Source organism: Myroides guanonis, assembly GCF_900114085.1.
Taxonomy (GTDB): domain Bacteria; phylum Bacteroidota; class Bacteroidia; order Flavobacteriales; family Flavobacteriaceae; genus Flavobacterium; species Flavobacterium guanonis.
In genome coordinates this window covers 1-25,045 of record NZ_FORU01000013.1, presented here as the reverse complement: position 1 = coordinate 25,045, position 25,045 = coordinate 1, and the positions used below count along the sequence as shown (strand labels likewise).

Below are 25,045 nucleotides of genomic sequence, written 5' to 3'. Positions count from 1 at the left end.
AATACCTAAAAATATTTAGATTGTGAAGTTATTTCTGTTTTTTTTATTTCTTTTTATATCCTTGATTATAAGGTTGTTGTGCTGTTTTTAAAAAGGATAAAAGTTAAAAAAACGTATAATTTGTAGCTTCTTTGTAAAAATGAAGTAACTTTGCACTTGGAAATTTCAAATGGTGACAGGGTTTGAGAAACTAAATTTAATGAAAAAAAAATGTTCTTATTTTATTGGATTTGTCTTATTGGTTGGGGGTATTTTTTCAGGTTTTAAAAGGTATGAAATTACACTTTTACAAGATTTGAGAATTGAACCAACACAACCACTTTTCTATGATGTACAAACGGAGGAAGCTTTTGAATATTGTACTTCAGTTAAGGAAGAGAAATTAGACATACCCTTTACAGGTAAAACTTTTACAGGTTTTAAACAAGCGTTAGCAGTTCGCGAGTCCTTAGGGATATATACCTTAGTAAATCCTTTTGGATATATGGGGAAATATCAATTTGGAAAAAGCGCTTTGCGTTCTGTAGGTATTAATGACGCATCAGGATTCTTGACAAATCCCATTATGCAAGAAAAAGCTTTTGAAGCTTTATTAGCAAAAAACAAATGGGAGTTGCGTAAAGAAATTAAGCAATATAGCGGAAAGCGTATTGGCGGAGTAACAATTACTGAATCAGGGCTTTTAGCGGCTGCGCACTTAGGTGGTGCTTTCTCAGTTAAAAAGTTTTTGAAATCGAACGGTAGTGCAGGATTCAGAGATGGATTTGGAACATCGATTCGAACGTATTTAAAGAAATTTGCTGGTTATGATACTTCACATATCATTGCCGATAGCAATCCAGTAGTAGTGGTGTAATCATAACTACTGTAAAAATTAGAAGAGGTTAGAACCGTTAAAGGTACTAACCTCTTTTTTTTTGATACTCTAAATTATATTAATAGATGATATTTAGGTGGTCTTCTATATTGATAAAGTAAAATAATTTAAACATTCTATTAGAAAGGCGGGTTTTTATTATATTTAGTAACTAAAATTATTAATCTAAACAATATAGTATGTCTAATATCGATTTAATTGTTGAAGAGCGAGCCTCTGAAGTTGGGAATTTTTTAGTTGGACGCTTATTGCCTTTTAGACAAAAAAGGGCAGTAGGGCCATTTGTATTCATAGACCACATGGGACCGATGTCTTTTTCTGAAAAAGAAAATATGGACGTAGGGCCACATCCTCATATTGGACTTTGTACACTAACTTATTTATTTGAAGGTTCTATTCATCATAAAGATAGTCTTGGTAGTGATGTTGAAATCATACCAGGAGCAGTTAATTTAATGGTTGCTGGTAAAGGTGTTGTTCATTCAGAACGAACACCCGAAAGATTAAGAAATGTTGCAAAAGTGGTACATGGTTTTCAAATATGGATTGCATTACCAGTTGAGGAAGAACAAAGACAACCGAGTTTTCATCATATTGAGGCTTCAGATATTCCACAATGGGAAGAAGGCAATCTTTCAATTCGATTGATTGCAGGAAATTTATTTGGGCATCAGTCTCCAGTTCCTGTTTTTAGTCCTCTTTATTTTATAGAGTTGACAGCAAGTGAAGATAGTATTGTTAATATAGGCGAACATCTTTTTGGAGAAAGCGCTCTATATGTTTTAGAAGGAGAAGTGATGATTGAAGGGAGCCATTTTGGAGGTAAGCAATTGCTTATTACAAAAAATGCAGAACTTTGTTCGTTTACTATGAAAAAGGATAGTGTTGTATGTATATTTGGTGGAACTCCTTTGACAGAAGAACATTTTATTCATTGGAATTTTGTAAGTTCAGATAAGGGGCTTATAGATAAAGCTCGTGAGGATTGGCGTGCTCAACGTTTTGATTCAATAGTCGGAGAAACTGATTTTGTTCCTTTACCTGATTTTAAATTTTAGAAATATGAAAACATTAAATGCGAGCATAAAAAACACTCCGTTCAAAACCGAAATTAATACAGAGGATCATGTGATATATGCAGATGAACCTGTGGAACTGGGAGGAGAAAATACAGCTCCATCTCCTTTTGAATTATTAGTAGCTTCTTTAGCTTCTTGTACTCTAATTACTTTGAAAATGTATGCAAATAGAAAAGAATGGGAGATTAAAGAAATAAAGCTCAAGATTGAATACGATGAAGAATCTAAGAAGATACAACGAGTTATTGAATTGATTGGAGCAAATTCTGAGGTGAATAAAGAAAGAATGTTGCTTATTGCTAATAAGTGTCCAATACATAAGTTGCTTGAATCTGTTTTGAATATAAAAACAGAAATCATTTAAATAGCAAACGTTTTATATTATAAAGTAAAAATCCCAGTTGATAAAATATCTTATCAACTGGGATTTTTGTTTTATTCAATAGTTCCAACCATAGATTCTGGTTTAACCCAATCTTCAAATTCTTGTTCAGTAACATATCCTAGTCGGACAGCTTCTTCTTTTAAACTTGTGCCATTTTTATGTGCTGTTTGAGCTATTTCAGCTGCTTTGTAATAACCGATTTTTGTATTTAGTGCTGTGACTAACATTAATGAGTTTGAAACTAACTCAGCGATGCGTTTGTAGTTTGGCTCTATACCTTTTGCACAGTGAATATCAAATGAGATACAAGCGTCAGCTAAAAGAGAAGCTGATTCTAAGAAGTTTGATGCCATTAAAGGTTTAAAAACATTTAATTCGTAGTGTCCCTGCATACCTCCAATGCTTATTGCAACGTCATTCCCCATTACTTGTGCTGCAACCATTGTTAAGGCTTCACATTGAGTAGGGTTTACTTTTCCTGGCATTATAGATGAACCTGGTTCGTTTTCAGGAATGTGTATTTCACCAATACCTGACCTTGGGCCAGAAGCGAGTAGTCTGATATCGTTAGCAATCTTGTTTAGAGATACAGCTATTTGCTTTAAAGCACCATGACTTTCTACAATAGCATCATGAGCAGCAAGTGCTTCAAACTTATTAGGAGCTGTTATAAAAGGTAGTTGAGTAAATTTAGCAATATAATTAGCAACATTAATAGCATATCCTTTAGGTGTATTTAAACCTGTTCCAACAGCAGTTCCTCCTAAGGCTAGCTCAGATAGATGTGGTAGCGTGTTTTCAAGAGCTTTAATACCATATTCCAGCTGAGCAGCATAACCTGATAGCTCTTGACCTAAAGTAATAGGAGTAGCGTCCATAAGGTGTGTTCTACCAATTTTTACAACATTCTTAAAGGTTGCAGATTTATCTTTTAAAGTGTTTTTAAGCTGTGATAAGGCAGGCAATGTATGTTCGATGATAGTTTTATAAGCTGCTATATGCATTGCTGTTGGGAAAGTGTCATTTGAAGACTGTGATTTATTTACGTCATCATTCGCTAATAGAGTAGGAGTGCCTTCACCGATTTTATGGCCTGCTAAAACATGTGCTCTATTTGCAATAACTTCATTAACATTCATATTTGATTGAGTTCCTGAGCCAGTTTGCCAAATAACTAAAGGGAATTGATCTTTGAGCTTTCCTTCAAGAATTTCATCACATACCGTTGCGATAGCATCCCTCTTAATGATGGTTATTAATCCTGCATCAAAATTAGTGTAAGCTGCTGCTTTTTTTAAATATGCGAAACCTTCGATGATTTTATCAGGCATTGATGCCGATGGACCTATTTTAAAATTATTACGAGATCGTTCGGTTTGTGCTCCCCAATAGGAATCTTGTGGAACTCGAACTTCTCCCATAGTATCTTTTTCTATTCTATAGTTCATGATAGATTTGTTTAGAATTGTTCCATATAAATTTACGGAAATTTATTCAGGAGTAAAAAAATACTTTCTAGTAGGTGTTTTAATGAAATAAAGCTATATTTGTTGAGTATACAAAAAAATCTAGAAAACATGTTTGAATTTCAACAGTATTTAGGTTTCATCTTAGCTATGACCGTAGTAACATTAGGGTTTTGGTTAATGATATTCTTAGTTGGTTTTGTTCAGTATTGGGCAGTAGGAGCTACTATGGAATTGATTAAAGAGAAGAAAGCTAAAAAACAAGCAGAACAAGAACAAATTGGATAATAATTAAATTTGTTTTCAAAACTTAAAAAGGGCTCACATACTATAGTAATGTGAGCCCTTTTTTGTGCTTTGATATTTAACTTAAACTGTGAGTGTTTTATTACTAAAAAATGTAGTGACTAGTCATAAAAAAAAGAGTTGTCTTGATAAAGACAACTCTTTTTTTAATTTATGTAAAAGTCTATTAGACTTTTTTAATATCACTAAAATACATTTCAGCATAACTCTTACTGGTACCGTGTTCAGTTCTTTTGTGGAAAGTTCTTGGTTCAATGTCAGAAGGTCTTTCGTACCCACATGCACTAATGAATTCAGCAAGAGCTTTCATAGTGTTTTTATGGAAATTAGCTACACGCATTCTCTTGTCTGTAATATCCATCGCTTTGTATAAACTTTCGTCTTGTGTTGCAATTCCTACTGGACAATGTCCACTATCACATTGTAAAGCTTGTATACAACCTAAAGCAAACATCATACCTCTTGCACTATAACAAGCATCAGCTCCAAGAGCTATAGCTTTTGCTAAATCGAATGCAGATATGATTTTACCTGAAGCCATTAATCTAATTTTGTCTCTTAAACCGTATTCGATTAAAGTTTTATTAGCAAATACTAAAGCATCTGATAAAGCCATTCCCATATAGTCAATAAATTCTAATGGAGCAGCACCAGTACCACCTTCAGCACCATCAATAGTAATGAAGTCAGGACGAATACCTGTTTCTACCATAGCTTTTACGATATCTATAAACTCATCTCTACGACCAATACAGATTTTGAAACCTACAGGTTTTCCATTTGAAAGTTCACGAAGTTTTTGAATAAAGTGAATTAATTCCGTTGCATTTGAGAATGCACTGTGAGATGATGGAGAGTGAACAGTAGTATGTGGAACAATACTTCTTATTTTTGCAATTTCAGGAGTATTTTTCTCAGCAGGTAATAATCCACCATGTCCAGGTTTAGCCCCTTGAGATAGTTTTAATTCAATCATTTTGACCTCTGGATAATTAGCGCGCTCTTGAAATAAAACATCACTAAAGAATCCTTTTTCATCTCTACAGCCAAAATAACCTGTACCAATCTGCCAAATTAAATCACCTCCTGAACGGTGGTATTGACTAATTCCACCTTCACCTGTATTGTGTGCAAATCCACCAATTTTAGCACCTTCATTTAAAGATGTAATAGCTTTTTTACTTAGAGCACCATAACTCATAGCGCTAATGTTGTAAATACTTGCATTATATGGTTGTTTACATTGGTCTCCTCCAATAAGTACTCTAAAGTCATCATTAGATATTGACTTAGGATAGATTGAGTGTGAAGCCCATTCATAGCCAATACGGTTAGGATCGTCTTGCATACCGAAAGAAACGGTTTGCTTTTCATTTTTTGCACGTTGATAAACGATAGAACGTTCTCTTCGGTTAAAAGGTTTTCCGTCTAATTCTCCTTCAAAGAAATATTGTCTCATTTCTGGACGAATAGATTCAAACATATATCTAAAACGGCCCAATAGAGGGTAGTTTTTACGTATTGTATGTCTTGTTTGTTTGATATCACCAAACGCTAAAATCGCTAGTATTATGGGAACGATTAATAAGAAAAAGCTAGATTGTTTGAACAACACAAAATAGAGTGTTGAAATCAAATAAATAGCAATTAAAGCCAAAGTTATTTGGCCAATAGTAAATCGATTTAAAAATTTTTTGTGAAACATAAAATTGGATTTAAAGCAATCTGTTCGTTGTTCGTTAATGCTTGTTTTCAGTTCGTGTCTTTTGACTAGTTTTAAAGTCCTTATTTTTAAGATTGTCTTATAAATAAAGGGCTTGCTTAGGTAGTCAAAATTGACGCAAAGTTAATAAAGTTTTTATTACTACAAGGATTTTTATATTTATTATTTCCTATCAAATAAGTCAATAAACAAAGGATGTTTTAATAGAATGCTGTGTGCTGGGTTTAAAATTGATAATAACGTAATTTGAAGTTGATTAGCTGTTTTTATATTTGTTTTTTATTGCAAAAAATAGCTTCCAGAAATGGGTGTGATTTTGGGACTTGTAAATACTTTGGTCTCCAGAAAGCAGATATGAAACGATAGATACAAGTAAGAAATATGGAAAGGCACTTGCTCCAAATAATTCTAGCCCCATAAAAGTGCATGCAATAGGGGTTTTAGTTGCTCCAGAAAAAACAGCTATAAAACCAATAGCAGCTGAAAAACCTAAGGGTAAATCGAAATATATTGACAGCATACTTCCAAGTGTTGCACCTATAAAGAATAATGGAGTTACTTCCCCTCCTTTGAAACCGGATCCTAATGTTATGGTGGTAAAAAGTATTTTTAAAAGGAATACCTGTGGTAATTGTGGAATATTAAAACTTTCTTGAATTGTAGGAATTCCTAAACCTAAAAAGCGTTCATCTCCAATAGCCAGGTAGATAGTGATAAAAAGTATTGCGCCAACGAATGGTATAAGAGGCGGGTAATGTATATAATGATTTAAAAAGCGAGAAAAGTTGTCCGTTAAAAAAATAAAGAACCTGGCAGTAAGTCCGAATAGTATTGCACATAAACTTATTTTAGTAATTAGTATAAAGGACCATTCAGGAATTAGTTGAATATGGTAGGGCGTATGTGTTATTTTCCAAAAGTGACAAGTGTAGTTTGCCATATATGCACTTAGTAGTATAAATAATAACGTTTGGAAATTAATTTTAATTTTTCTGTTTACAATTTCCAAAGAGAATAAAAAACCTGCAATTGGAGTTCCAAAAACAGCAGCAAAACCTGCTGCTATTCCAATTAAAAGAATTCTTTTTCTATCTTTTAGAATCTTAGGGAATAGGTTTCCAATTTGATCGGATAGAGTAGCGCCTATCTGTAAGGCTGAACCTTCTCGGCCGGCAGATCCTCCAAATATGTGAGTAGTCCAAGTTCCAAATATAATTAATGGAACCATTTTCAAAGGTAACGTTTCGGAAGATGATTGGTATTCTTCTAAAAGTAGATTGTTTCCTCTGTTTGTAGTACCTCCTAAATAATGATAAATAAACCCTATAATTAAACCAGCTAATGGTAATCCGAATATTATAATGGGGTGTGATACTCTTATGGTAGTTACTAAATTTAAACCGAATAAAAATAAAGCGACAGTACTACCTATTATAGCTCCAATTAAAAGGGAGAAGAAGAACCAAATAAGAAAGTTTAAAGAGAGGTTTTTTACCGAAGAAATGTCTTGTTTAAATTTCATAGTCATACAAATAGAATACAATGGATTGTTCTTTTTTGTAGACGTCATTAGCACTGAGGCGGTTCAAGGCAGACATCATTGCCTATTAATTGTTAATACAAAAGTAAAAAAAAAACTTATAAATGGTCAAAAAAAAAGCTGTACACTTTTAAAAGGTACAGCTTAATACTTTTAAATATCTATTAGATATCATCAAAACTAACATCTGTAAAGTTACTTACGCTTTCAGAATTGTTGTCATAATCTCTTTTGAAATCTTTTTGATGTCTTTCAGAAATAACTTCTTCACCTTTATGAGAAAGTACATAGTCTGTCATTTCACCTAAAATCTCTTTAAAAGGTACAAAGTCTTCTTTGTACAAGTAAATTTTATGCTTTTTGAAGTGGAATGAACCGTCTTCTTCAGTAAATTTTTTACTTTCAGTGATTGTAATGTAGTAATCATCTGCTTTAGTAGCTCTAACATCAAAGAAGTAAGTTCTTCTTCCTGCTCTCAATACTTTAGAGAAAATCTCTTCTTTTTCTAACATGTCGTTATCTCTCATAATCCTTCTATCAATTAATTGATTTGTTCATATAGTTTCCAAAAGTCGAAAAAAAAACCAATAAAACCAACTATTTATAAAATTTCTTTTTCAGCCAATTGTTTGTTGTGTAATTCTTTGTAATATCCTTCTTTGTTTAATAGATCTTTATGAGTTCCAAATTGAATTACTTCTCCCTGATCTAAAATCAATATTAAATCAGCATTTTTTGCTGCGGAAATTCTATGTGTTACAATGATGGTCGTGGTGTCTTTAGCGAATTCTAATAAATTTTTTAAAATAGTTTCTTCTGTTTCAGTGTCTACTGCTGAAAGAGAATCATCTAATAATAGAATAGGGGCCTTTTTTATCAATGCTCTGGCTATTGAGACTCGTTGTTTTTGACCTCCTGATAAGGTTAGACCTCTTTCTCCTAGAACGGTCTTATAACCATCCTTAAAGCGTATAATGTTTTCATGAACAGCGGCTTGTTTTGCTACTGCAATTATTTCTTCATCAGTCGCATCTATTTTACCAAACTTTATATTGTTTTGAATGCTGTCGGAAAAGAGAAAGGCATCTTGTGGTACGATGGCAACATGATCTCTTAAATCATAAAGATTTAGGTCTTCAATAGGAGTTTTATCAATATAAATATGGCCATGATCAACATCATATAGACGTGATATTAAAGACAAAATAGTTGTTTTTCCGGAACCAGTATTTCCTAGAATGGCTAGGGTTTCTCCTTTTTTTACTGAAAAACTCACGTTTTTTAATGCGTTTATTCCAGTATCTTCATATGTGAATGACACATTTGAAAACTCAATACTTCCGTTAATTACACTGTGATTACTTTGTTTGTTTACAATTTCAGGAACTTCATTTAAGAATTCATTAATCCGTTTCTGTGAGGCCTTAGCTTCTTGTATCATAGAAGAAATCCATCCCAAAGAAGCAACTGGCCAAGTTAGCATATTGATATATAATATAAATTGTGCAATAACTCCAATATCTGAGATACTACCATTTATGTATAAAAGACCTCCAGAAAAGATTACTACCAAATTACTAATTCCTATTAGTAGTATCATTAAGGGGCCTATGAGTGCATTTGATTTAGCAAGACTCATGTTTTTCTCTTTACTCTCAGTAGCTAAGTTTTTAAATTCCTTTTGAGTTTCATCTTCTATCGCATAGGCTTTAATAACACGAATACCTGAAAATATTTCCTGAGTATAGGTGGAGAGTTTTGAAAGGTTCTGTTGAAAAATACCACTCTTGATATTAATTTCATTACTCAGTTTGAATATAAAGACTGCGAGAATTGGCAATGGTAAAAGAGAGTAGAGAGTGAGTTCTGGTGAAATGATAAACATTTGTATTAAGACAACAACAAAACGAATTAAAGTGTTGATAGAATACATCACGGCAGGACCAACATACTGGCGAACTTTACCGACATCTTCACTAATTCTATTCATTAAGTCTCCAGTACGATTTTTCTTGTAAAAACTCTGAGAGAGTTTTTGATAGTGCTCGTAGATATCATTTTTTAAATCAAACTCAATATGCCTTGACATAACAATCAATGTTTGACGCATTAAAAATGTTAGAAAGCCTGCTATAAGTGTAGTGACCAGAATCCAGAAAATATTATTTAATAAGATAGACTTGACCTCGTTTGCATCAATTACTGAGAGGTGTTCTAGTACACGAATTGAATCACCTACTAATTTAGGGGTGTAAAGAGTGAAAAATTGTGCTATAATAGTAATAAAAATTCCAGCAAGGAATCGTACTTTGTACTTAAAGAAATATTTGTTTAAATGACGTAAATCGTTCATATATAGCGTTCAGACTTGAATTTAATGATTGTTGTGTTTTGGGAAATTTTAGTTTCGTACATTGCAAATATACTTTTTTTAGACCTATAAAAGCATTGAATAGGAGCTTTAATTATTCTTAAATGATGTGGATAGTCGTAAAATATATTGAAATATATGGATTCATTAAAACCTTTGTATTTTTCTATTGATTGGTAAAACGTAAGAAAAAACAAATAATAAAAAGCTAGTAAGTGCAAGATATTTTTTTTTATCTTTGCAAACTGCTAAATTATTTAGCGATAGTGAAATCATTCAAAAAAGTTCTTATTAGTAGCATGTTAAACAGACGACACATTCGTATTAAAGTAATGCAATCACTTTATGCGATGCAACAAAGTAATACCGATCAAATTCAAAGCGGAGAAAAGTTTTTGATTAATAGTATTGAAAATGTAGAAGATTTATATTTGTTGATGTTAACCACCTTGACGGAAATCCGAAACAAGGAAGAGGAATATCAAGAAGTTTCTCAGAAAAAACATTTAGCTACAGCCGAAGAACGAAATCCCAATCGAAAATTTATCGATAATCAAGTGCTAAACCTATTAGCTCAATCTACTTCAATTAGCAATAAGCTAGAGGAACGATCTATTACTCAATGGAGAGTTCATGATCACTACATTCAGATATTATTAGATGAGTTAAAATCAAGCGAACTATATAAAAATTATATGTCGAGTAAGTTACAATCGTTTGAAGAAGATCGTAAATTTGTAGTGTCTGTTTTTACTGATATAATAGCACCTAATGAGAAAATTTATGAGTTTTTTGAAGATTATAAACTTACTTGGTTAGATGATTTACCAGTTGTTAATACATTGATTCAGAAACAATTAAAACAACTAAAGGATGATTATTCTATATTCTTAGTTCCACGTATATTTAAGGACTTAGATGATAAGGACTTTGCTATTAACTTGTACAGAAAAACAATTCTAAATTATGATGAATTGGCTAAGGAGTATGAAGATAAAACTCCTAACTGGGATGTTGATCGTATCGCTGAAATTGATACTATCATATTAAGAATGGCTATTTGTGAGATGTTTAAATTTAGTTCTATTCCAGTAAAAGTTAGTATTAATGAGTATTTAGAGATAGCAAAAGAATATTCCACACCAAAAAGTAGTATTTTTATTAATGGTATTTTAGATAATATTTCTAAATTGTGCCAAGATAATGACAAGATTAAAAAAATTGGCAAAGGACTATTGTAATAACTAAACTAAAATAACTAACAAATGAAAAAATTAGCTTTTATCGCAGCAATCGCATTTAGTGTTGTTGCATGTAAAAACAATGATGCTACTTCAAGAATTCAAGAAGGGGAAACAACTACAACGACAGCTTCTGCAGAAGTAGCTCAGACAGGGAATTCACAAATTGAATTTGATCGTACTACGCATGATTTTGGAAATATAGAAAATAACGAATCTGTGGAAACAGAATTCGAAGTTAAGAATACAGGTGATGCTGATTTAATAATTATAAATGCAAGTGCATCATGTGGATGTACGGTGCCAGAGTATCCTAAAACACCAATTAAGCCTGGAGAAAGTGAAAAAATTAAGGTAAGATTTAGAACTTCTGCTGTTGGACAACAACAAAAAACCGTAACTTTGACAACGAACACAGAAAAAGGAGATGAACTTTTAACTATAAAAGCAAACGTAGCTCCTAAGCAAGAATAAAACATTTAATAAACTTACAATGGAAGGTATTACACAATTTTTACCGCTTATTTTAATGTTTGTGGTTATCTATTTCTTAATGATACGCCCACAACAAAAACGAGTGAAGCAAGAGAAAGAATATGAAGCTAACATAAAAGTTGGTGATCGTATTATTACTAAGTCTGGAATTCATGGAAAAATAAGCGAATTAGCTGAAACAACCGTTGTATTAGAGACTATGGCAGGAAAGTTGAAGATGGAGCGTTCTGCAATCTCTATGGAAATGAGTAAAAAATTGAACGAACAAAAATAAAAGTTGTTATTATTCGTTTACATCCTAAGGAGTTCTCTTAATTGAGAGCTCCTTTTTTTTATGTTGGTATTGCATTGAAAAGTGGGAGATAAAAAAAACAGTTCAATGAACTGTTTTAGCGGTGTTATTTTTTTATTTTATCAAAATATAGTATTAGATCTATAATGCGCGATGAATATCCTATTTCATTGTCATACCAACCTACTACTTTTACCATTTTATCTAAAACAGAGGTTAATAAGGCATCAAATAAACAAGAATGAGTATTGTTGATAATATCAACTGATACAATTGGATCTTCGGTGTAGTCTAAAATACCTTTTAATTCATTATTTGAAGCATTTTTAAATGCTAGATTAATTTCTTCGATGGTTACTTCTCTTTTTACATAGCAGGTTATATCGGTAAGAGATCCATTTGGGACAGGAACCCGAATACCTCCGCCTCCTATTTTACCTTCATATTGAGGGAAAATTTTAGTTAATGCTTTCGCAGCTCCAGTAGTTGTTGGTACGATTGATTGTGCAGCGCCACGTGCTCTTCTTAAATCTTTATGAGGTTGGTCATGAAGACTTTGGTCGGTAGTGTATGAGTGAATAGTAGTAACATAAACTTGTTCAATACCACAGAGTTCTTCTATGATTTTAATCATAGGTGCAGCGTTGTTTGTTGTACAACTAGCATTGGATATGATTTGTTCACTGCCGTCTAATATAGATTCATTAACTCCTAATACAACAGTTTTTATTTCATTGTCTTCTGGTGGAACTGAAAGTATTACTCGTTTGGCACCTTGAGATATATGTTGGAATAAAAGGTTGTGAGTTTTTCGCTTTCCGGTAGCTTCTATAACATAATCAATATCGAGGTTTTTCCATTGTAAGTTTTCGATATCTTTTTCGTGAAAAAATGGAATTTTTTCTTCATCAATTAGAATATGTTCAGAATCATGGCTGACTTTTCTATTGAGAATACCATGAATACTATCATATTTCAGTAGGTGTGCCATGGTAGGGGTATCCGCTAAATCATTAATGGCAACTACTTTGATCTCTGGGTGATCCAAGAGTAAACGGAAAAGGTTTCTTCCAATTCTACCAAAGCCATTGATTGCTACTTTTATTGTGCTCATAAGGTTTGAAACAAGAAGGTCGCTTTGTAAAGCGACCTATAGATATTATAAAATGTGTTTTTGTGCTTTGTAAGAGGAACGAACTAAGGCGCCACTTTCAACATGTCTGAATCCTAGGTCTAATCCTATTTCTTCATATTTTTTAAATTGTTCAGGCGTGATGAATTCTTTTACTGGTAAGTGTTTTTTACTAGGTTGTAAGTATTGACCAATTGTTAGGACATCTAATCCTACACTTCTAAGATCGTGCATTGTTTGGATAACTTCTTCTTCAGTTTCACCCAGCCCCAACATGATACCAGATTTAGTTCTTTTTATACCATTATCTTTTAAGTATTTTAAAACTTCTAAACTACGGTCGTATTTTGCCTGTATTCTCACTTCACGTGTTAGTCGACGAACTGTTTCCATATTGTGAGATACTACTTCTGGAGATACTTCAATAATACGGTCAATATTTCTTTCCATTCCTTGAAAATCAGGAATTAAAGTTTCTAAAGTGGTTTCAGGATTCATTCGACGAACCGCCTTAACAGTTTCAGCCCAAATAATTGACCCTCCATCTTTTAAATCATCTCGGTCAACGCTTGTTAAAACAGCATGCTTGATATTCATGATTTTAATAGAACGAGCTACTTTTTCAGGTTCATCCCAGTCAACAGTTTCTGGTCTTCCTGTTTGAACTCCACAGAATCCACAAGATCTAGTGCAAACATTCCCTAATATCATAAATGTAGCAGTTCCTTCTCCCCAACATTCTCCCATGTTAGGACAGCTTCCGGAAGTACAAATAGTATTTAATTTATATTTATCTACTAAACCTCTTAATTCCGTATATTTTTTTCCAGTTGGAAGCTTTACACGAAGCCATTTAGGTTTAGCAATAGTAGTGTTATTTTGTTCTAAAACGGTTTCCATATTGTTTTTGGATTTTGGAACTACAAATATAATTAATACTAACTGTATAAAATAATTTTGAGACTAAATTAGATTTTTGCACTATTGCTATGTCTAAAAGTTAAGGGATTTATAATAAAAATAACATAGCAATTTTGTTGAGAATTTTTTAAAAAACTATCTTCGCCCATTATCTAATTAATTTTTATAAAAATGGAGCAGAATATTAAGGTAACCCCTGCGGAAAAATGGATAACAAATCCAATTAATAGATTTGTAAATAAATCTACTTCTGGGGGTATAGTTTTATTTCTAGCGGCAGTCATAGCAATTTTTATGGCTAACTCACCTTGGGCAGAACAGTATATGAGTTTTTGGGATGATAATATGATAGCAATTGGTTTCAATGATGCTTTTTATTTGAATCATTCTTTGAAAGAATGGGTGAATGATGGTCTAATGGCTATCTTCTTTTTTGTGGTTGGTTTAGAGTTGAAGAGAGAACTTTCAACAGGTGAATTATCATCACCTAAAAAAGCGATGTTACCTATTATTGCTGCTATTGGGGGTATGGTGTTTCCTGCTCTAATGTATGCAATCTTTAATGCTGGTACAGATGCTTCGCATGGTTGGGGGATTCCAATGGCGACAGATATTGCATTTGCATTGGGAGTTTTGTATCTATTAGGTGATAAAGTTCCAGTTTCTTTAAAGGTATTTCTAACAGCGTTAGCTATTACAGATGATTTAGGTGCTGTAATGGTAATTGCCATATTTTATACTTCAGACTTATCCTTAATTAATTTGGGGCTGGGGTTAGGCTTTTTTGGTCTTTTAATTATAAGTAATCTTATTGGTATTAAAAATACAATCTATTATGCAGTCGTTGGTATAGGTGGGATATGGTTAGCGTTTTTACTTTCGGGAGTTCACGCTACAATTGCTGCGGTTCTAGCTGCTTTTGCGATCCCATCAACAGCACGAGTAAATGAGGGCTATTTTGTACATAAGATGAATGAGCTAAAAAACAAGTTTAGAGCTATTGATCCTAAAGATAAGGTAGCTAACTTGACGGCTGAGCAAATGCATATAGTAGAGGATATGCAAAAACTTTCCAAAGATGCATTGCCACCTTCTATTCGTTTAGAACATAGCATGCATAGTTTTGTGAGTTTTATTGTGATGCCAATTTTTGCTTTAGCGAACGCTGCAATTCCAATTTCTTTAGGTGAAGGTGGAGCTATTAGTTATGTTACTATTGGTGTAGCTTTAGGTTTGTTGGTAGGGAAAGTTATTGGCGTATCAGGTTTGACTGCATTATTGATTAAATTGAAAGTTGTAGATAAACCAGAGGGTATGACTTATACTAATTTATTAGGTATCGGTTTTTTAGCTGCAATTGGATTCACAATGTCCTTATTTGTTACGGAATTAGCATTTGACATAAATGTACATCCTGAATTTCCTGGGCAGGCAAAGTTGGGTATTTTAATTGCTTCTGGACTAGGTGGAATTGTTGGATTTATATTATTAAATCTTTCGTCTGGTAAAAAGAAGTAAAAGAATGTATTTTAAAACTATATGTAAAAGCTGTTTCGAGTATATTTGAAACAGCTTTTTATTTTGGAAGTATAACTAAAATTTAAATTATGTCAGTAAAATTTAATGAAAAAAAACTAAGCTTGGAATTTCAAGATGATATGAGTGGAAGACTGAAATCTTCCCGTATTTTATCCCTATTGATATTTTGTATAGGTGGAATCAAATTGGCATTAATCGACTGGAGAAATTTATCAGAATATGATTTTGTCTTTATTTTTTTGGAGCTTGTTTTCGCATATTTAATTTATAATAATTTCTTAGTAAAAACTGCTGCGTCTGAATTGATAGCCAAGGATGTTAAGTTCTTTAAACAGGCGACAGGAATGAAATCCAAAGCTGTTTTTAAACTGAACAATGGCAAGGTTAGGGATATTTATAATATGAGTTCTAAAAAGCAAAGAGAGCTTGTTAAAAAAGAAGTTTTAAAAGCTGGAATTATTATTAAATAATTAAACATATAAAATGAATTATTGTGAATTCGTTGCTAGCTTAGATGAGAATAGTGATAATCCAAATAAACATTATCACGATAATGAATATGGATTTGAAATTGAATCTGATAATGCACTTTTTGGTCGACTTATTTTAGAAATTAATCAAGCAGGATTGAGTTGGACTACTATTTTGAAAAAGCAGGATAATTTTTATAAAGCTTATGATGAGTTTGATGTTGAAATTGTTGCTAATTACGGACAAGAAGATATTGAACGATTGCTTCAAGATAAAGGAATTATAAGAAATAAACTTAAGGTAAATGCAGCTGTGTACAACGCAAATAGAATCTTAGAGTTGCAAAAAGAATATGGAAGTTTCAAGCTTTGGTTAGAATCAAATGGAAAAATAAGTAAAGATGAATGGGTTTCTCTGTTTAAGAAAAATTTCAAGTTTGTTGGTGGAGAGATTGTAAATGAATTTCTAATGAGTATTGGTTTTTTAGAAGGTGCTCATTATCCAGAATGTGATATTTATAAGAAACATATCGATTGTAAGCCAAAGTGGTTGTGAATTTTAAGTTAAAAATCGTACTTTTGCGTAAAATCTTATGAGATGAAAAAATATTATGCATTTGCTTTAGTCCCTATAGTATTGGCTTTGGCTTTTTTTGTTTTCTCAAAGGCTTTTGAATTGTTAAGGCAACCTTCGGACTATGATGTCTTTTATGGAGTTATGTTGCTATGTATAATCATATTTATAATTATTAAAGCAGGAATTTATGTCTCAAAAAATTGGAACGACTAAAGGATTAAGAATTTTATCTGGAGTTTTATTGTTTATTGCACTAACTGTATGTGCAGCTTCATGTACAGAACGTATTGATGCTGGATATGAAGGGATTTTGGTAAAGTTATATGGTTCTGATAAGGGAGTACAAGATGTTAGTTTAGTTACAGGTCGCGTTTGGTATAATCCTTTTATAGAAAGTGTTTATGAGTTTCCTACCTATGTTCAAACTATTGATTATGGTGCATTTACAGTAAACGCGAGAGATGGTTCTGTTTTTACTGTTGACCCTACTTTATCTTTTAAAGTTAAAGATGGAAATAGTCCTATGATTTTTAAAAAGTATAGAAAAGATATCCGTGAAATTACAGAAACAACTTTGTATAACTATATCAAAGATGCTTTCCGTATAGAGTTTAATAAATATACTACAGATAGTATCATTAGTAATAGAGAGAAGTTTGAAAACTCTATTCAATTAAATATGGGGAATCTTCTGAATAAGGAAGGTTTTCAATTAGAACAAATGACTAGTGGAATTAAGTATCCTGAAACTATTACTCAGGCAATTAATGAGAAAAATGCAGCTGTTCAACAGGCAATGAGAGTAGAAAATGAATTAAAAATAGCAGAAGCACAAGCACGTAAGCTAATTGTACAAGCTGAAGCAGAAGCCAAAGCGAATGAACTTCGTAAGTCATCTTTAAACCCTCTATTGATACAACAACAATTTATTGAGAAATGGGATGGTAAAACAGCTATATATGGTAATGCTCCAGCATTTTTTAAAAGTGTGAATTAGTTTCAAGTCGATAATATTAATTTTAAAAGCGTAGGTGTCGATTGATATCTACGCTTTTTTTATGGTATACTAAAAGAAATATTTTATGTTTCGATTGGATGCGTTTAGAGGAATGATAGTGTTATTGACTAAAATAGTTAGAATTGAAAGATATACAGAATAGTAATATAGCTTAACATGTTTTCAAGTGTTAATGGTATTCGAGATAGTTTTAAATGTTTTTTGTAGCTTTATGCTCGCTTAATAGAATTAGATGATTCTGTTGAAAATTAAATAGAAATGAAAGAAATTTTGGAATTACGTACGATTGAAGTTACTCGCTATGTATTGCCTTTGCGAGAAGGTGGTTCACTTCCCGCTTTAGCAGATGGAGATGATGGTTTTCAATATGTTTTAAAGTTTAAGGGTGCAGGTCATGGAGTGAAGGCTTTGATTGCAGAATTAATAGGAGGTGAAGTTGCTAGAAAACTCGGTTTAAAAGTTCCGGAATTGGTGTTTGCAAATTTACATGAAGCATTTGGTAGAACTGAAGCAGATGAGGAAATCCAAGATTTATTACAATTTAGCCAAGGGCTTAATCTAGCATTGCATTTTCTATCAGGTGCTTTGACGTATGACCCCGTTGCAAAAAAGGTAGATTCATTACTAGCATCAAAAATTGTGTGGTTAGATGCATTTTTAACCAATGTTGATCGTACCTATAAAAATACGAATATGTTGATTTGGAGGAGCGAATTATGGTTAATAGACCATGGAGCGGCGTTGTATTTTCATCATTCTTTTAATAATTGGGAACAAAGTGCAGTTACTCCTTTTGCATTTATTAAAGAACATGTGCTTTTGCCAGAAGCTAGTGAGTTGGATAAGGTTAATGTTGAGTTTAAAGAGATTCTAACCCATGATTTTTTAAGAGAGTTAGTGAATTTAATTCCTGAAGAATGGTTACAATGGGAGGGAGGAACATTTAGCTCGAATGAAATAAGAGAAGTTTATTATTCTTTTTTAACGACTAGACTTCATAATTCTGAAGTGTTTGTTAATGAAGCAAAAAAGGCGCGTCATGCTATTATATGAGTTTGCAATAATTCGATTTGTCCCTAAAGTCGAAAGAGAAGAGTTTATTAATGTTGGTTTGTTATTATTTTGCAAGCAAAAGAGGGAATTACTCGGTGAGGTCTATTTAGATGAAAGTAAAGTTAAGTTATTTACAACTGAAGTTTGTTTAGAAGAATTAAAAGATCATCTTGATTCCTTTGTGTCAATAGCAAAAGCCTTACCTAATTCTGGAGTTATTGGTCAGATGGAGGTATCTGAGAGGTTTAGATGGTTAGCAGCTGTTAAGAGCTCTTGTATTCAGGTATCGAGACCTCATCCAGGACAGGCAGATGATTTAGATTATGAATTTAAAAGGTTGTTTAACCAATTGATACTTTAATAAAAAACGCCCTTATATAAGGGCGTTTTTTATTAAAGTTATAGGTCTAAATCTCCTACTTTATAATCTCCAAAATGATGTGCTAAATCAATTGTTTTGTAGGATAATTTTGAATACTTATTAGCAAATAGAATAATTGACACACTGTCTTGTTCTAAACGAATATATGAAGTTGTGTTACCTCTCCACCATCCATTATGAAAAGTGTAATTATGACCATTATCCATCTCAATAAGACGAAACCCTAAACCATAATTTCTTTTTCCTTTAGTTTCGTAGCTGTAACCTTTAAACATTTGTTCTTTCAGTGCTGGACTTAAAAATTGATCTGAGTATAATGCTGTATCTAATTTAAGCATGTCTCTAGGGTTTGTATATATATTTTTATCTCCATAAGTACCATCCATATAGTCCCAATGCATTTGACGATTAGAAGCTGAATACGATTGACAAACCTCATTCTTTTTCTCAATATTATCAAAAACAAAACTGTGTGACATTTGTAAAGGATCGAAAACTAGGTCTTTTACGGCTTTTTTAAATGTATCACCCGTTATTTTCTCTACTATTAGAGCTAGTATTACATAGTTGGTATTACAATATGTAAATTTTTTATTTGGTATAAAATCAAGACTTACTTTTTTTGTACTTATTATGTCCAATACGTCTTGATTTGTAATGGTTTTACTTTTGTCCCAAATGGTGTTGTCATAATAACCATAATAACGCAATCCACTTCTGTGGTTTAATAACATACGTACGGTTATATCTTCATGTGGGAATTCTGGTAAGATTGAAGATACACTTTGATCTAAATACAAAAAACCTTCATCAACTAAACGTAAAGTTGTAACTGCAGTAATTACCTTCCCAACAGATGCAACATGTATAGGTGTGTTCTCTGTTAATACTTCGTTTTTTGACTTATTTGAATAACCTTGATACTCTTCATATATAATTTGTCCGTTCTTAGCTACTAAGAAACTACCTGAAAAATTAGGGTCTTTCTTTATGTGTTTGTGAAAAAACTCTTCAACCAAATGCCCTTTTTCTAAAATGTATTCAGGTTCCAATGTTTTAAAAGGTACAGAATATGGCTTGTCTTCCAGTACGTTATGTTCTTTTAATATTGGGATATTCTCTGCTAGGTAGGCTTCTTCTTTTTTACAAGACACTAATAATAGTGCGCTTGCAATTAAAGTATAATATATTGGCTTCATGCGTTGTTTGTTGTTCAAGAATTTCAAATATAAGAAAAGCATCAATACACACAACTTAAAATTGTTGAAAAAGTAACAAATAAATACGCTTTCTGTATTGATTATTTTGCCAAAGAATAGATGTTTTCTTTGCTTATTAGGGATTATGGTTGTTGATTTCTTCTAAAGGACTCGACTCAATGTGTTTTTTGTATGTTATTTTAAAAAAAATATAAAATCTGATTGGTTATTTTTTTGTAAAAATATAGATATGAATCCTGCTGTAAAATAATGGTTTAACTCGATCTCATTTTTTAATTGTTTTTAGAAAATTATTTTTTATTGTTAGGTTAGTTTTTATTGATGTTTATTAGTCGGACAATCAAATAGATATGGTTTTTAGTGCTTTTTTGAGGAATTATATTATGACGGAGTATGTAAAATAGATTATTTTTACATTTAAATAGTAAGAATATGGCAAAGATTGCATGGCAAACGGCAATGGAGTTTGAAGACATTACTTATAGAAAGTGTAATGGTGTCGCTCGTATAGCTTTTAATAGACCAGAAGTTCGAAATGCGTTTCGACCAAAAACAACAAGTGAGTTATATCGTGCATTTTATGATGCTCAAGAAGATACTTCGATAGGAGTGGTGTTATTATCCGCGGAAGGACCTTCTCCTAAAGACGGAGTATATTCATTCTGTAGTGGAGGAGATCAAAAGGCTCGTGGACATCAAGGTTATGTAGGAGATGATGGAATGCATCGTTTAAATATATTGGAAGTACAGCGATTAATTCGCTTTATGACTAAAGTTGTAATAGCTGTAGTTCCTGGATGGGCTGTAGGAGGGGGGCATAGTTTACACGTAGTTTGTGATTTGACCTTAGCCAGTAAAGAACATGCTATTTTTAAACAAACAGATGCTGATGTTACTAGTTTTGACGGAGGATATGGATCTGCTTATTTGGCTAAGATGGTTGGACAAAAGCGCGCAAGAGAAATATTTTTCTTAGGAAGAAACTATTCAGCACAAGAAGCTTACGAAATGGGAATGGTAAACGCTGTAATTCCACACGAAGAGTTAGAAGATACTGCTTATGAATGGGCACAAGAAATACTAGCTAAATCACCAATTTCAATTAAGATGTTGAAATTCGCTATGAATTTGACTGATGATGGAATGGTTGGGCAGCAAGTATTTGCTGGTGAGGCTACAAGATTGGCTTATATGTCCGATGAAGCAAAAGAAGGTCGAGATGCCTTTTTAGAAAAAAGAAAGCCTAACTTTGTAAAGAAATGGATTCCATAGAGATCTTATTACAGTGTAATTAAGTTTCTTAGTTATATAAAAATGCCCCAATAGTTTATTGAAACTATTGGGGCATTTTTATGAATATTTACAATGTTGTAAAAAGCTTATTACTTTGTTGTTTTTTTTGGTTTTCTACGAGGACGCTTTGCGCCGTATGAACTGTTTACGATTTTTCCTCTTTTACTTTTTAAGTCTCCTTTTCCCATGATTCTTTAGCTTTATGATTTTGTTGAAAATTTCTATCTATATGTGCTATAGAGTTGATTTTAGCTAATATACGAAATATTATGGGGAAACAAAATTTACTATAGATAGAACTTATATAGGTCTTGTAAAAAAGGTTTGTTTTGAATAGAAAAGCCTCTTTGTTGTCTGAGAAACTATGAGGCTTCTTTCATTATTGTTTTATGACTTTTATTGTTTTTTGTAATTGCCCACTTTTTAATTGTACTAAATACATTCCAAATGGAAAGCTACTCATAGATATTTGATGTTGGTCAGTTGTTGTGTTTAAGGGTATAGAATTTTCTCTGTATACCAAGCGTCCGGTGATATCATAAATTGCAATTTCTAAATCTTGATTTATTTTATTCGGCAATGAGATAAATAAAATGTCAGATGTAGGGTTTGGATATACGCTAAGATTTTCAGAATCTGGAGTTTCTATTGAAGCTGTGCCATTATTTATTTTAAACTTCTTAGATATGGTATAGTAGCTTGAGTTTGTAGGTTCTATTAAAATTACAGCATCTTCTGTGGAATAATTGGGAATTTCTATAGTTTCCTTACCGTCGTTAGCTGTGTTCGTTTTTAAAGTGGAGAATGTAAGCCCATTATCAGCTGAAAATAAAATATTAACATGTGACGTATTTAATTCAACTCCATCTGTATTTGCAACATCCCATAGTATGGTTTCAGTTGTGCCTGCTTCAAACTCAATATTTAAAGAATCTGGGTAAGTGATTTGAAATGGACCAGCTTCAACGAAATTCACAGTTATATCATCAAAAGCCGTTTGACCACCTTCTAAAGTATTATTATCACGAACTATCATTCGGAAATTCATTGTTCTGGGAACTATAGGTAATACTTCCCACATTGTTTGAGTTCCTTCTATTACATCTTTAAAGTTTGGCAGGTAACGGGTAGAAGATTGAGTAGGGGCGATAAATTTAAAATTAGGTCCATTTATAGAATTTTCAGTTGGTGGTTGTGTTGATATCTCTTTATCTATTTGTTCCCAATTATAAGTATAGGTACTGGTGTCAGTATTGTTTGGAATGATTCCTTTAAGAAAAAATGGAGTTGCAACAGGTAATACTCTATTGCCTCCTGCATTAGCAACTGGAGCTGGTATAGTGATTGGTGTATTTTGAGAGCAATTACCTCCAATATTGACGAAATTATTTATCTCAGCTATACTAATACTATTGAAAAAGGGGGTTGAGTTGTTTTGTACGTTAACATTTCCTCCAGTTGGACCTGGGCTACAAACACCTGCATATCCCATTATACTGTTTCCGCTACCAGGCTCAACAGCTGTGAAGTTATTTCGGTTATATGAACAAGAACTGTTAAAAGTATGATTGGCGCCAAATTGATGTCCCATTTCGTGGGCTACAAAATCCACATCAAATGGGTCTCCCACAGGAGATGAACTTCCGGTAATCCCCATTCCTTTCGAGTAGTTATTACAAGGAGCATTTAAGTTGGCTAATCCTCCATCTCCCGTACTTACGGTATGACCGATATCAAAATTATTAGTTCCAATAATTTTTGAAATTACATTATGACTTTGATCGATTAGATTGTAGGCATTATTGTTATCAAAATTATCTGAATCTATGAAAATAATTTCGTCATTATTATCTACTAAGTTCATGTGAATTCCTAAATCTCTTTCGAAAATGAAATTAACTCTAGTCATGGTTGTGGCCATTGCTGCTAAAACAATTTCTTTTTTATCAGCTTCAGTAGTTACTGGTATGCCAATCGCGTTGGCTGCATTAATATGAAAGTTTGCATATTCAATAGTACAAGCCATTGCAAGACGGTATTCTCTGTGTTTAGCGTTTAAATTTTGAGGGTCATTTTGGAGATCGACATTGCTTTTTATTTCTGGAAAGAAATCATCATTTGTTTCTACAAGACAGTTTAGTCGATTAGGAGTATTTAAATCGCTTCTGTTATATGCTATGAAGTAATTTTGGTCTCCGCTATAAGTATCTATATAATTTATTCCAAAGTCTGGACTGTATAAAATAGCGTGTAAACCAAAAGGTGTAATACTAAAACGGATACTTTGATTTTTGTCTTGCGTACTAATTCCTAAGTATGATTTTATGTTTGGGTATTTTTCAGCTAATTTTGGAGAAAGTACAGGGATTTCGCGAATTTCATATTCTGTAATTGTTCCTTCAGCGTTAGGAAAAGAAAGATTAGAATTCGTAGCTATTAACTGGTTTGCCTCTTTTTTTAATTTTTTCTTTAATGTTTCTAAGTTTGACTTATAGATTAGAAAATTTTCGGGGATAGTTTCTCTATCCATTTTCTGTAATTTATAAACTTCTTGAACGGAACTTTTTGCCCATTTGATTTGCTGACTATAGCTGTTAAAGGATAGGGTTAGTAAGAGTAGAATCCAATAGTGATTTCTTATCATGATTGAAATTTATATGAAAAAATATAGGTTAATTGGTTGCAATCTACAAAAAAATGACATGTATACTTATTTTTAGTTATGTTAAAATATAGAAATCAGACTTTGTCTTTATTTGGTTCTAAGTAATATATGTGACTTTGCGCTTTTTTGTATGTCATTACAATTGAAAGTGATTAACATGCTTTTGTGGAACAGTACCTTTTGATAATTAAAAAGTATTTGGTGTGTGCAGCTATCTGGAAAACAGTGATATTTTTATTTTAAAAGGTTTGTTGATTTAATAAGCTTATATAGTAGTAGAGGAGAAGGGGATTAATGATTGGAAGAAGTGCTTTGTTGGAAGGGTTTTCTTTAGGATGTTTTGTATTTATGTTTGAAAACCTAAACTACTCTTTTTTTAATAGCTGGATTTGTTGTGTAGGATATCAAGTATGCATAAAAACTCTACCTATATATAAGGAGTGTTTTTTTATAGTCCACCATTTGAATAGCAAATAAGTTCGCTTATATATAGAGGAGACTATCGGTTATAATATATAGAACATTCGGTACTAAAACCCAAGTCAGCTTTATAGCCGAAGCAAGGATGTTTTTGTAAAAGCGTGTTCAGGGTCCATTCAAGGTCCACTTAACCCCCACTCAAAGTCTATTAGAGTAATAGAGGTTGTCTCGTCCTAGTATAGCTGTACAGTTATTGTTATTAATCCTGCTTATAACTGTACATGTAATTTAGTAGTCCTAAGATTGCTGTACATCTTCTTTTTTTAGTTGTTTTATCTTGTAATAGTTCTTCCATCTCTTGGTTAAAAAACCCTTTTCTAAATGAGCTTGGTTCGGGGTTAAATTGTCACAACTATTATGTGGTCTAAGACTATTATATGCCTCTATGTTATCCTTTAGTATCTGTTTTGTTTTTTGATATCCCAGATTTGAATAATTTAAATCAAATTCACCTTTTATGATTCCATTGACCCTCTCGGCTACAGCATTATCTAAAGGGTTACCATTCTGAGTAGTGCTG

Annotated in this window: 26 protein-coding genes and 1 riboswitch; of the genes, 15 read left to right on the top strand and 11 right to left on the bottom strand. The window is 32.4% G+C overall.

Going from position 1 to position 25,045, the window contains the following annotated elements:
• Positions 1-199 precede the first annotated feature (199 nt).
• The 3 genes from BM024_RS10735 to BM024_RS10725 all read left to right on the top strand — a co-directional run bounded on the left by BM024_RS10735 (position 200) and on the right by BM024_RS10725 (position 2,320).
• Positions 200-856 (top strand): peptidoglycan-binding protein LysM, encoded by a 657-nt coding sequence (locus BM024_RS10735; protein WP_245753885.1) that lies wholly within the window; start codon positions 200-202, stop codon positions 854-856.
• 200 nt (positions 857-1,056) lie between these two features.
• Entirely contained in the window at positions 1,057-1,935 is an 879-nt protein-coding gene (locus BM024_RS10730; RefSeq protein ID WP_090680074.1) for a pirin family protein, read from the top strand.
• 4 nt (positions 1,936-1,939) lie between these two features.
• A complete protein-coding gene (locus BM024_RS10725; protein WP_090680072.1) occupies positions 1,940-2,320 on the top strand; it encodes an OsmC family protein in 381 nt (126 codons plus the stop codon).
• Positions 2,321-2,391: 71 nt separating this feature from the next.
• On the opposite strand, the gene fumC is transcribed toward BM024_RS10725, so the two are convergent.
• Positions 2,392-3,789: a class II fumarate hydratase gene (gene fumC / locus BM024_RS10720; protein ID WP_090680071.1), complete on the bottom strand. Its 1,398-nt coding sequence runs from the start codon at positions 3,787-3,789 to the stop codon at positions 2,392-2,394.
• Between the two features lie 129 nt (positions 3,790-3,918).
• Here fumC and BM024_RS13745 point away from each other — a divergent pair, with 129 nt between their 5' ends.
• Positions 3,919-4,095 (top strand): hypothetical protein, encoded by a 177-nt coding sequence (locus tag BM024_RS13745; protein ID WP_090680069.1) that lies wholly within the window; start codon positions 3,919-3,921, stop codon positions 4,093-4,095.
• Positions 4,096-4,279: 184 nt separating this feature from the next.
• Here BM024_RS13745 and BM024_RS10710 read toward each other — a convergent pair whose 3' ends face one another.
• The 4 genes from BM024_RS10710 to BM024_RS10695 all read right to left on the bottom strand — a co-directional run bounded on the left by BM024_RS10710 (position 4,280) and on the right by BM024_RS10695 (position 9,729).
• Positions 4,280-5,818 (bottom strand): FMN-binding glutamate synthase family protein, encoded by a 1,539-nt coding sequence (locus BM024_RS10710; RefSeq protein WP_090680067.1) that lies wholly within the window; start codon positions 5,816-5,818, stop codon positions 4,280-4,282.
• 274 nt (positions 5,819-6,092) lie between these two features.
• Entirely contained in the window at positions 6,093-7,358 is a 1,266-nt protein-coding gene (locus tag BM024_RS10705) for a chloride channel protein (protein ID WP_245753884.1), read from the bottom strand.
• Between the two features lie 31 nt (positions 7,359-7,389).
• Positions 7,390-7,450, bottom strand: a riboswitch (Fluoride riboswitch).
• A 90-nt stretch (positions 7,451-7,540) separates the two neighbouring features.
• On the bottom strand, positions 7,541-7,903 hold the full coding sequence (locus tag BM024_RS10700) for a PUR family DNA/RNA-binding protein (protein ID WP_090680064.1): 363 nt from the start codon (positions 7,901-7,903) through the stop codon (positions 7,541-7,543).
• Positions 7,904-7,977: 74 nt separating this feature from the next.
• Positions 7,978-9,729: an ABC transporter ATP-binding protein gene (locus BM024_RS10695; protein ID WP_090680062.1), complete on the bottom strand. Its 1,752-nt coding sequence runs from the start codon at positions 9,727-9,729 to the stop codon at positions 7,978-7,980.
• Positions 9,730-10,046: 317 nt separating this feature from the next.
• Here BM024_RS10695 and nusB point away from each other — a divergent pair, with 317 nt between their 5' ends.
• Genes nusB through yajC form a run of 3 tightly spaced genes read left to right on the top strand, consistent with a single transcriptional unit; the run spans position 10,047 to position 11,757 of the window.
• Entirely contained in the window at positions 10,047-10,988 is a 942-nt protein-coding gene (gene nusB, locus BM024_RS10690) for a transcription antitermination factor NusB (protein WP_090680184.1), read from the top strand.
• A gap of 24 nt (positions 10,989-11,012) precedes the next feature.
• Positions 11,013-11,462: a DUF1573 domain-containing protein gene (locus BM024_RS10685; protein WP_090680060.1), complete on the top strand. Its 450-nt coding sequence runs from the start codon at positions 11,013-11,015 to the stop codon at positions 11,460-11,462.
• 19 nt (positions 11,463-11,481) lie between these two features.
• Positions 11,482-11,757 (top strand): preprotein translocase subunit YajC, encoded by a 276-nt coding sequence (gene yajC, locus BM024_RS10680; protein ID WP_090680058.1) that lies wholly within the window; start codon positions 11,482-11,484, stop codon positions 11,755-11,757.
• Between the two features lie 124 nt (positions 11,758-11,881).
• Here the strand turns inward: yajC and gap are convergent, their stop codons facing one another.
• Entirely contained in the window at positions 11,882-12,889 is a 1,008-nt protein-coding gene (gap, locus tag BM024_RS10675; protein ID WP_090680056.1) for a type I glyceraldehyde-3-phosphate dehydrogenase, read from the bottom strand.
• Positions 12,890-12,934: 45 nt separating this feature from the next.
• Positions 12,935-13,807: a lipoyl synthase gene (gene lipA, locus BM024_RS10670; RefSeq protein ID WP_090680055.1), complete on the bottom strand. Its 873-nt coding sequence runs from the start codon at positions 13,805-13,807 to the stop codon at positions 12,935-12,937.
• Positions 13,808-13,999: 192 nt separating this feature from the next.
• On the opposite strand from lipA, the gene nhaA reads away from it, so the two are divergent.
• From nhaA to BM024_RS10635, 7 genes are all read left to right on the top strand, one after another.
• Positions 14,000-15,346, top strand: coding sequence for a Na+/H+ antiporter NhaA (gene nhaA, locus BM024_RS10665; RefSeq protein WP_090680053.1), 1,347 nt, complete (start codon positions 14,000-14,002; stop codon positions 15,344-15,346).
• A gap of 89 nt (positions 15,347-15,435) precedes the next feature.
• On the top strand, positions 15,436-15,837 hold the full coding sequence (locus BM024_RS10660; protein ID WP_090680051.1) for a hypothetical protein: 402 nt from the start codon (positions 15,436-15,438) through the stop codon (positions 15,835-15,837).
• Positions 15,838-15,850: 13 nt separating this feature from the next.
• Positions 15,851-16,393 carry a DNA-3-methyladenine glycosylase I gene (locus BM024_RS10655; RefSeq protein WP_090680050.1) on the top strand — a complete coding sequence of 181 codons (543 nt, stop codon included), beginning with the start codon at positions 15,851-15,853 and terminating at the stop codon, positions 16,391-16,393.
• A gap of 42 nt (positions 16,394-16,435) precedes the next feature.
• Positions 16,436-16,627 (top strand): hypothetical protein, encoded by a 192-nt coding sequence (locus BM024_RS10650; protein ID WP_090680048.1) that lies wholly within the window; start codon positions 16,436-16,438, stop codon positions 16,625-16,627.
• Positions 16,602-17,411, top strand: a complete 810-nt coding sequence (locus BM024_RS10645; protein WP_090680047.1) for a prohibitin family protein — start codon at positions 16,602-16,604, stop codon at positions 17,409-17,411. The genes BM024_RS10650 and BM024_RS10645 overlap by 26 nt, the downstream gene beginning before the upstream one ends.
• Before the next feature lie 279 nt (positions 17,412-17,690).
• Entirely contained in the window at positions 17,691-18,485 is a 795-nt protein-coding gene (locus BM024_RS10640; protein ID WP_090680045.1) for a HipA family kinase, read from the top strand.
• Positions 18,472-18,846 carry a DUF3037 domain-containing protein gene (locus tag BM024_RS10635; RefSeq protein ID WP_090680044.1) on the top strand — a complete coding sequence of 125 codons (375 nt, stop codon included), beginning with the start codon at positions 18,472-18,474 and terminating at the stop codon, positions 18,844-18,846. The genes BM024_RS10640 and BM024_RS10635 overlap by 14 nt, the downstream gene beginning before the upstream one ends.
• A 38-nt stretch (positions 18,847-18,884) precedes the next feature.
• Here the strand turns inward: BM024_RS10635 and BM024_RS10630 are convergent, their stop codons facing one another.
• Positions 18,885-20,066: a serine hydrolase domain-containing protein gene (locus BM024_RS10630; protein ID WP_090680182.1), complete on the bottom strand. Its 1,182-nt coding sequence runs from the start codon at positions 20,064-20,066 to the stop codon at positions 18,885-18,887.
• Between the two features lie 453 nt (positions 20,067-20,519).
• Between BM024_RS10630 and BM024_RS10625 the strand changes: the two genes are divergently transcribed.
• A complete protein-coding gene (locus tag BM024_RS10625; protein WP_090680042.1) occupies positions 20,520-21,359 on the top strand; it encodes a 1,4-dihydroxy-2-naphthoyl-CoA synthase in 840 nt (279 codons plus the stop codon).
• A 110-nt stretch (positions 21,360-21,469) separates the two neighbouring features.
• On the opposite strand, the gene BM024_RS10620 is transcribed toward BM024_RS10625, so the two are convergent.
• The 3 genes from BM024_RS10620 to BM024_RS10610 form a co-directional block, all read right to left on the bottom strand.
• Positions 21,470-21,568 (bottom strand): 30S ribosomal protein THX, encoded by a 99-nt coding sequence (locus tag BM024_RS10620; protein WP_090680040.1) that lies wholly within the window; start codon positions 21,566-21,568, stop codon positions 21,470-21,472.
• 191 nt (positions 21,569-21,759) lie between these two features.
• Positions 21,760-24,024 carry a zinc-dependent metalloprotease gene (locus BM024_RS10615; protein ID WP_090680039.1) on the bottom strand — a complete coding sequence of 755 codons (2,265 nt, stop codon included), beginning with the start codon at positions 24,022-24,024 and terminating at the stop codon, positions 21,760-21,762.
• Between the two features lie 738 nt (positions 24,025-24,762).
• Positions 24,763-25,045 (bottom strand): integrase core domain-containing protein (locus BM024_RS10610; protein WP_143077762.1); only part of this gene is annotated, 283 nt, incomplete at its 5' end.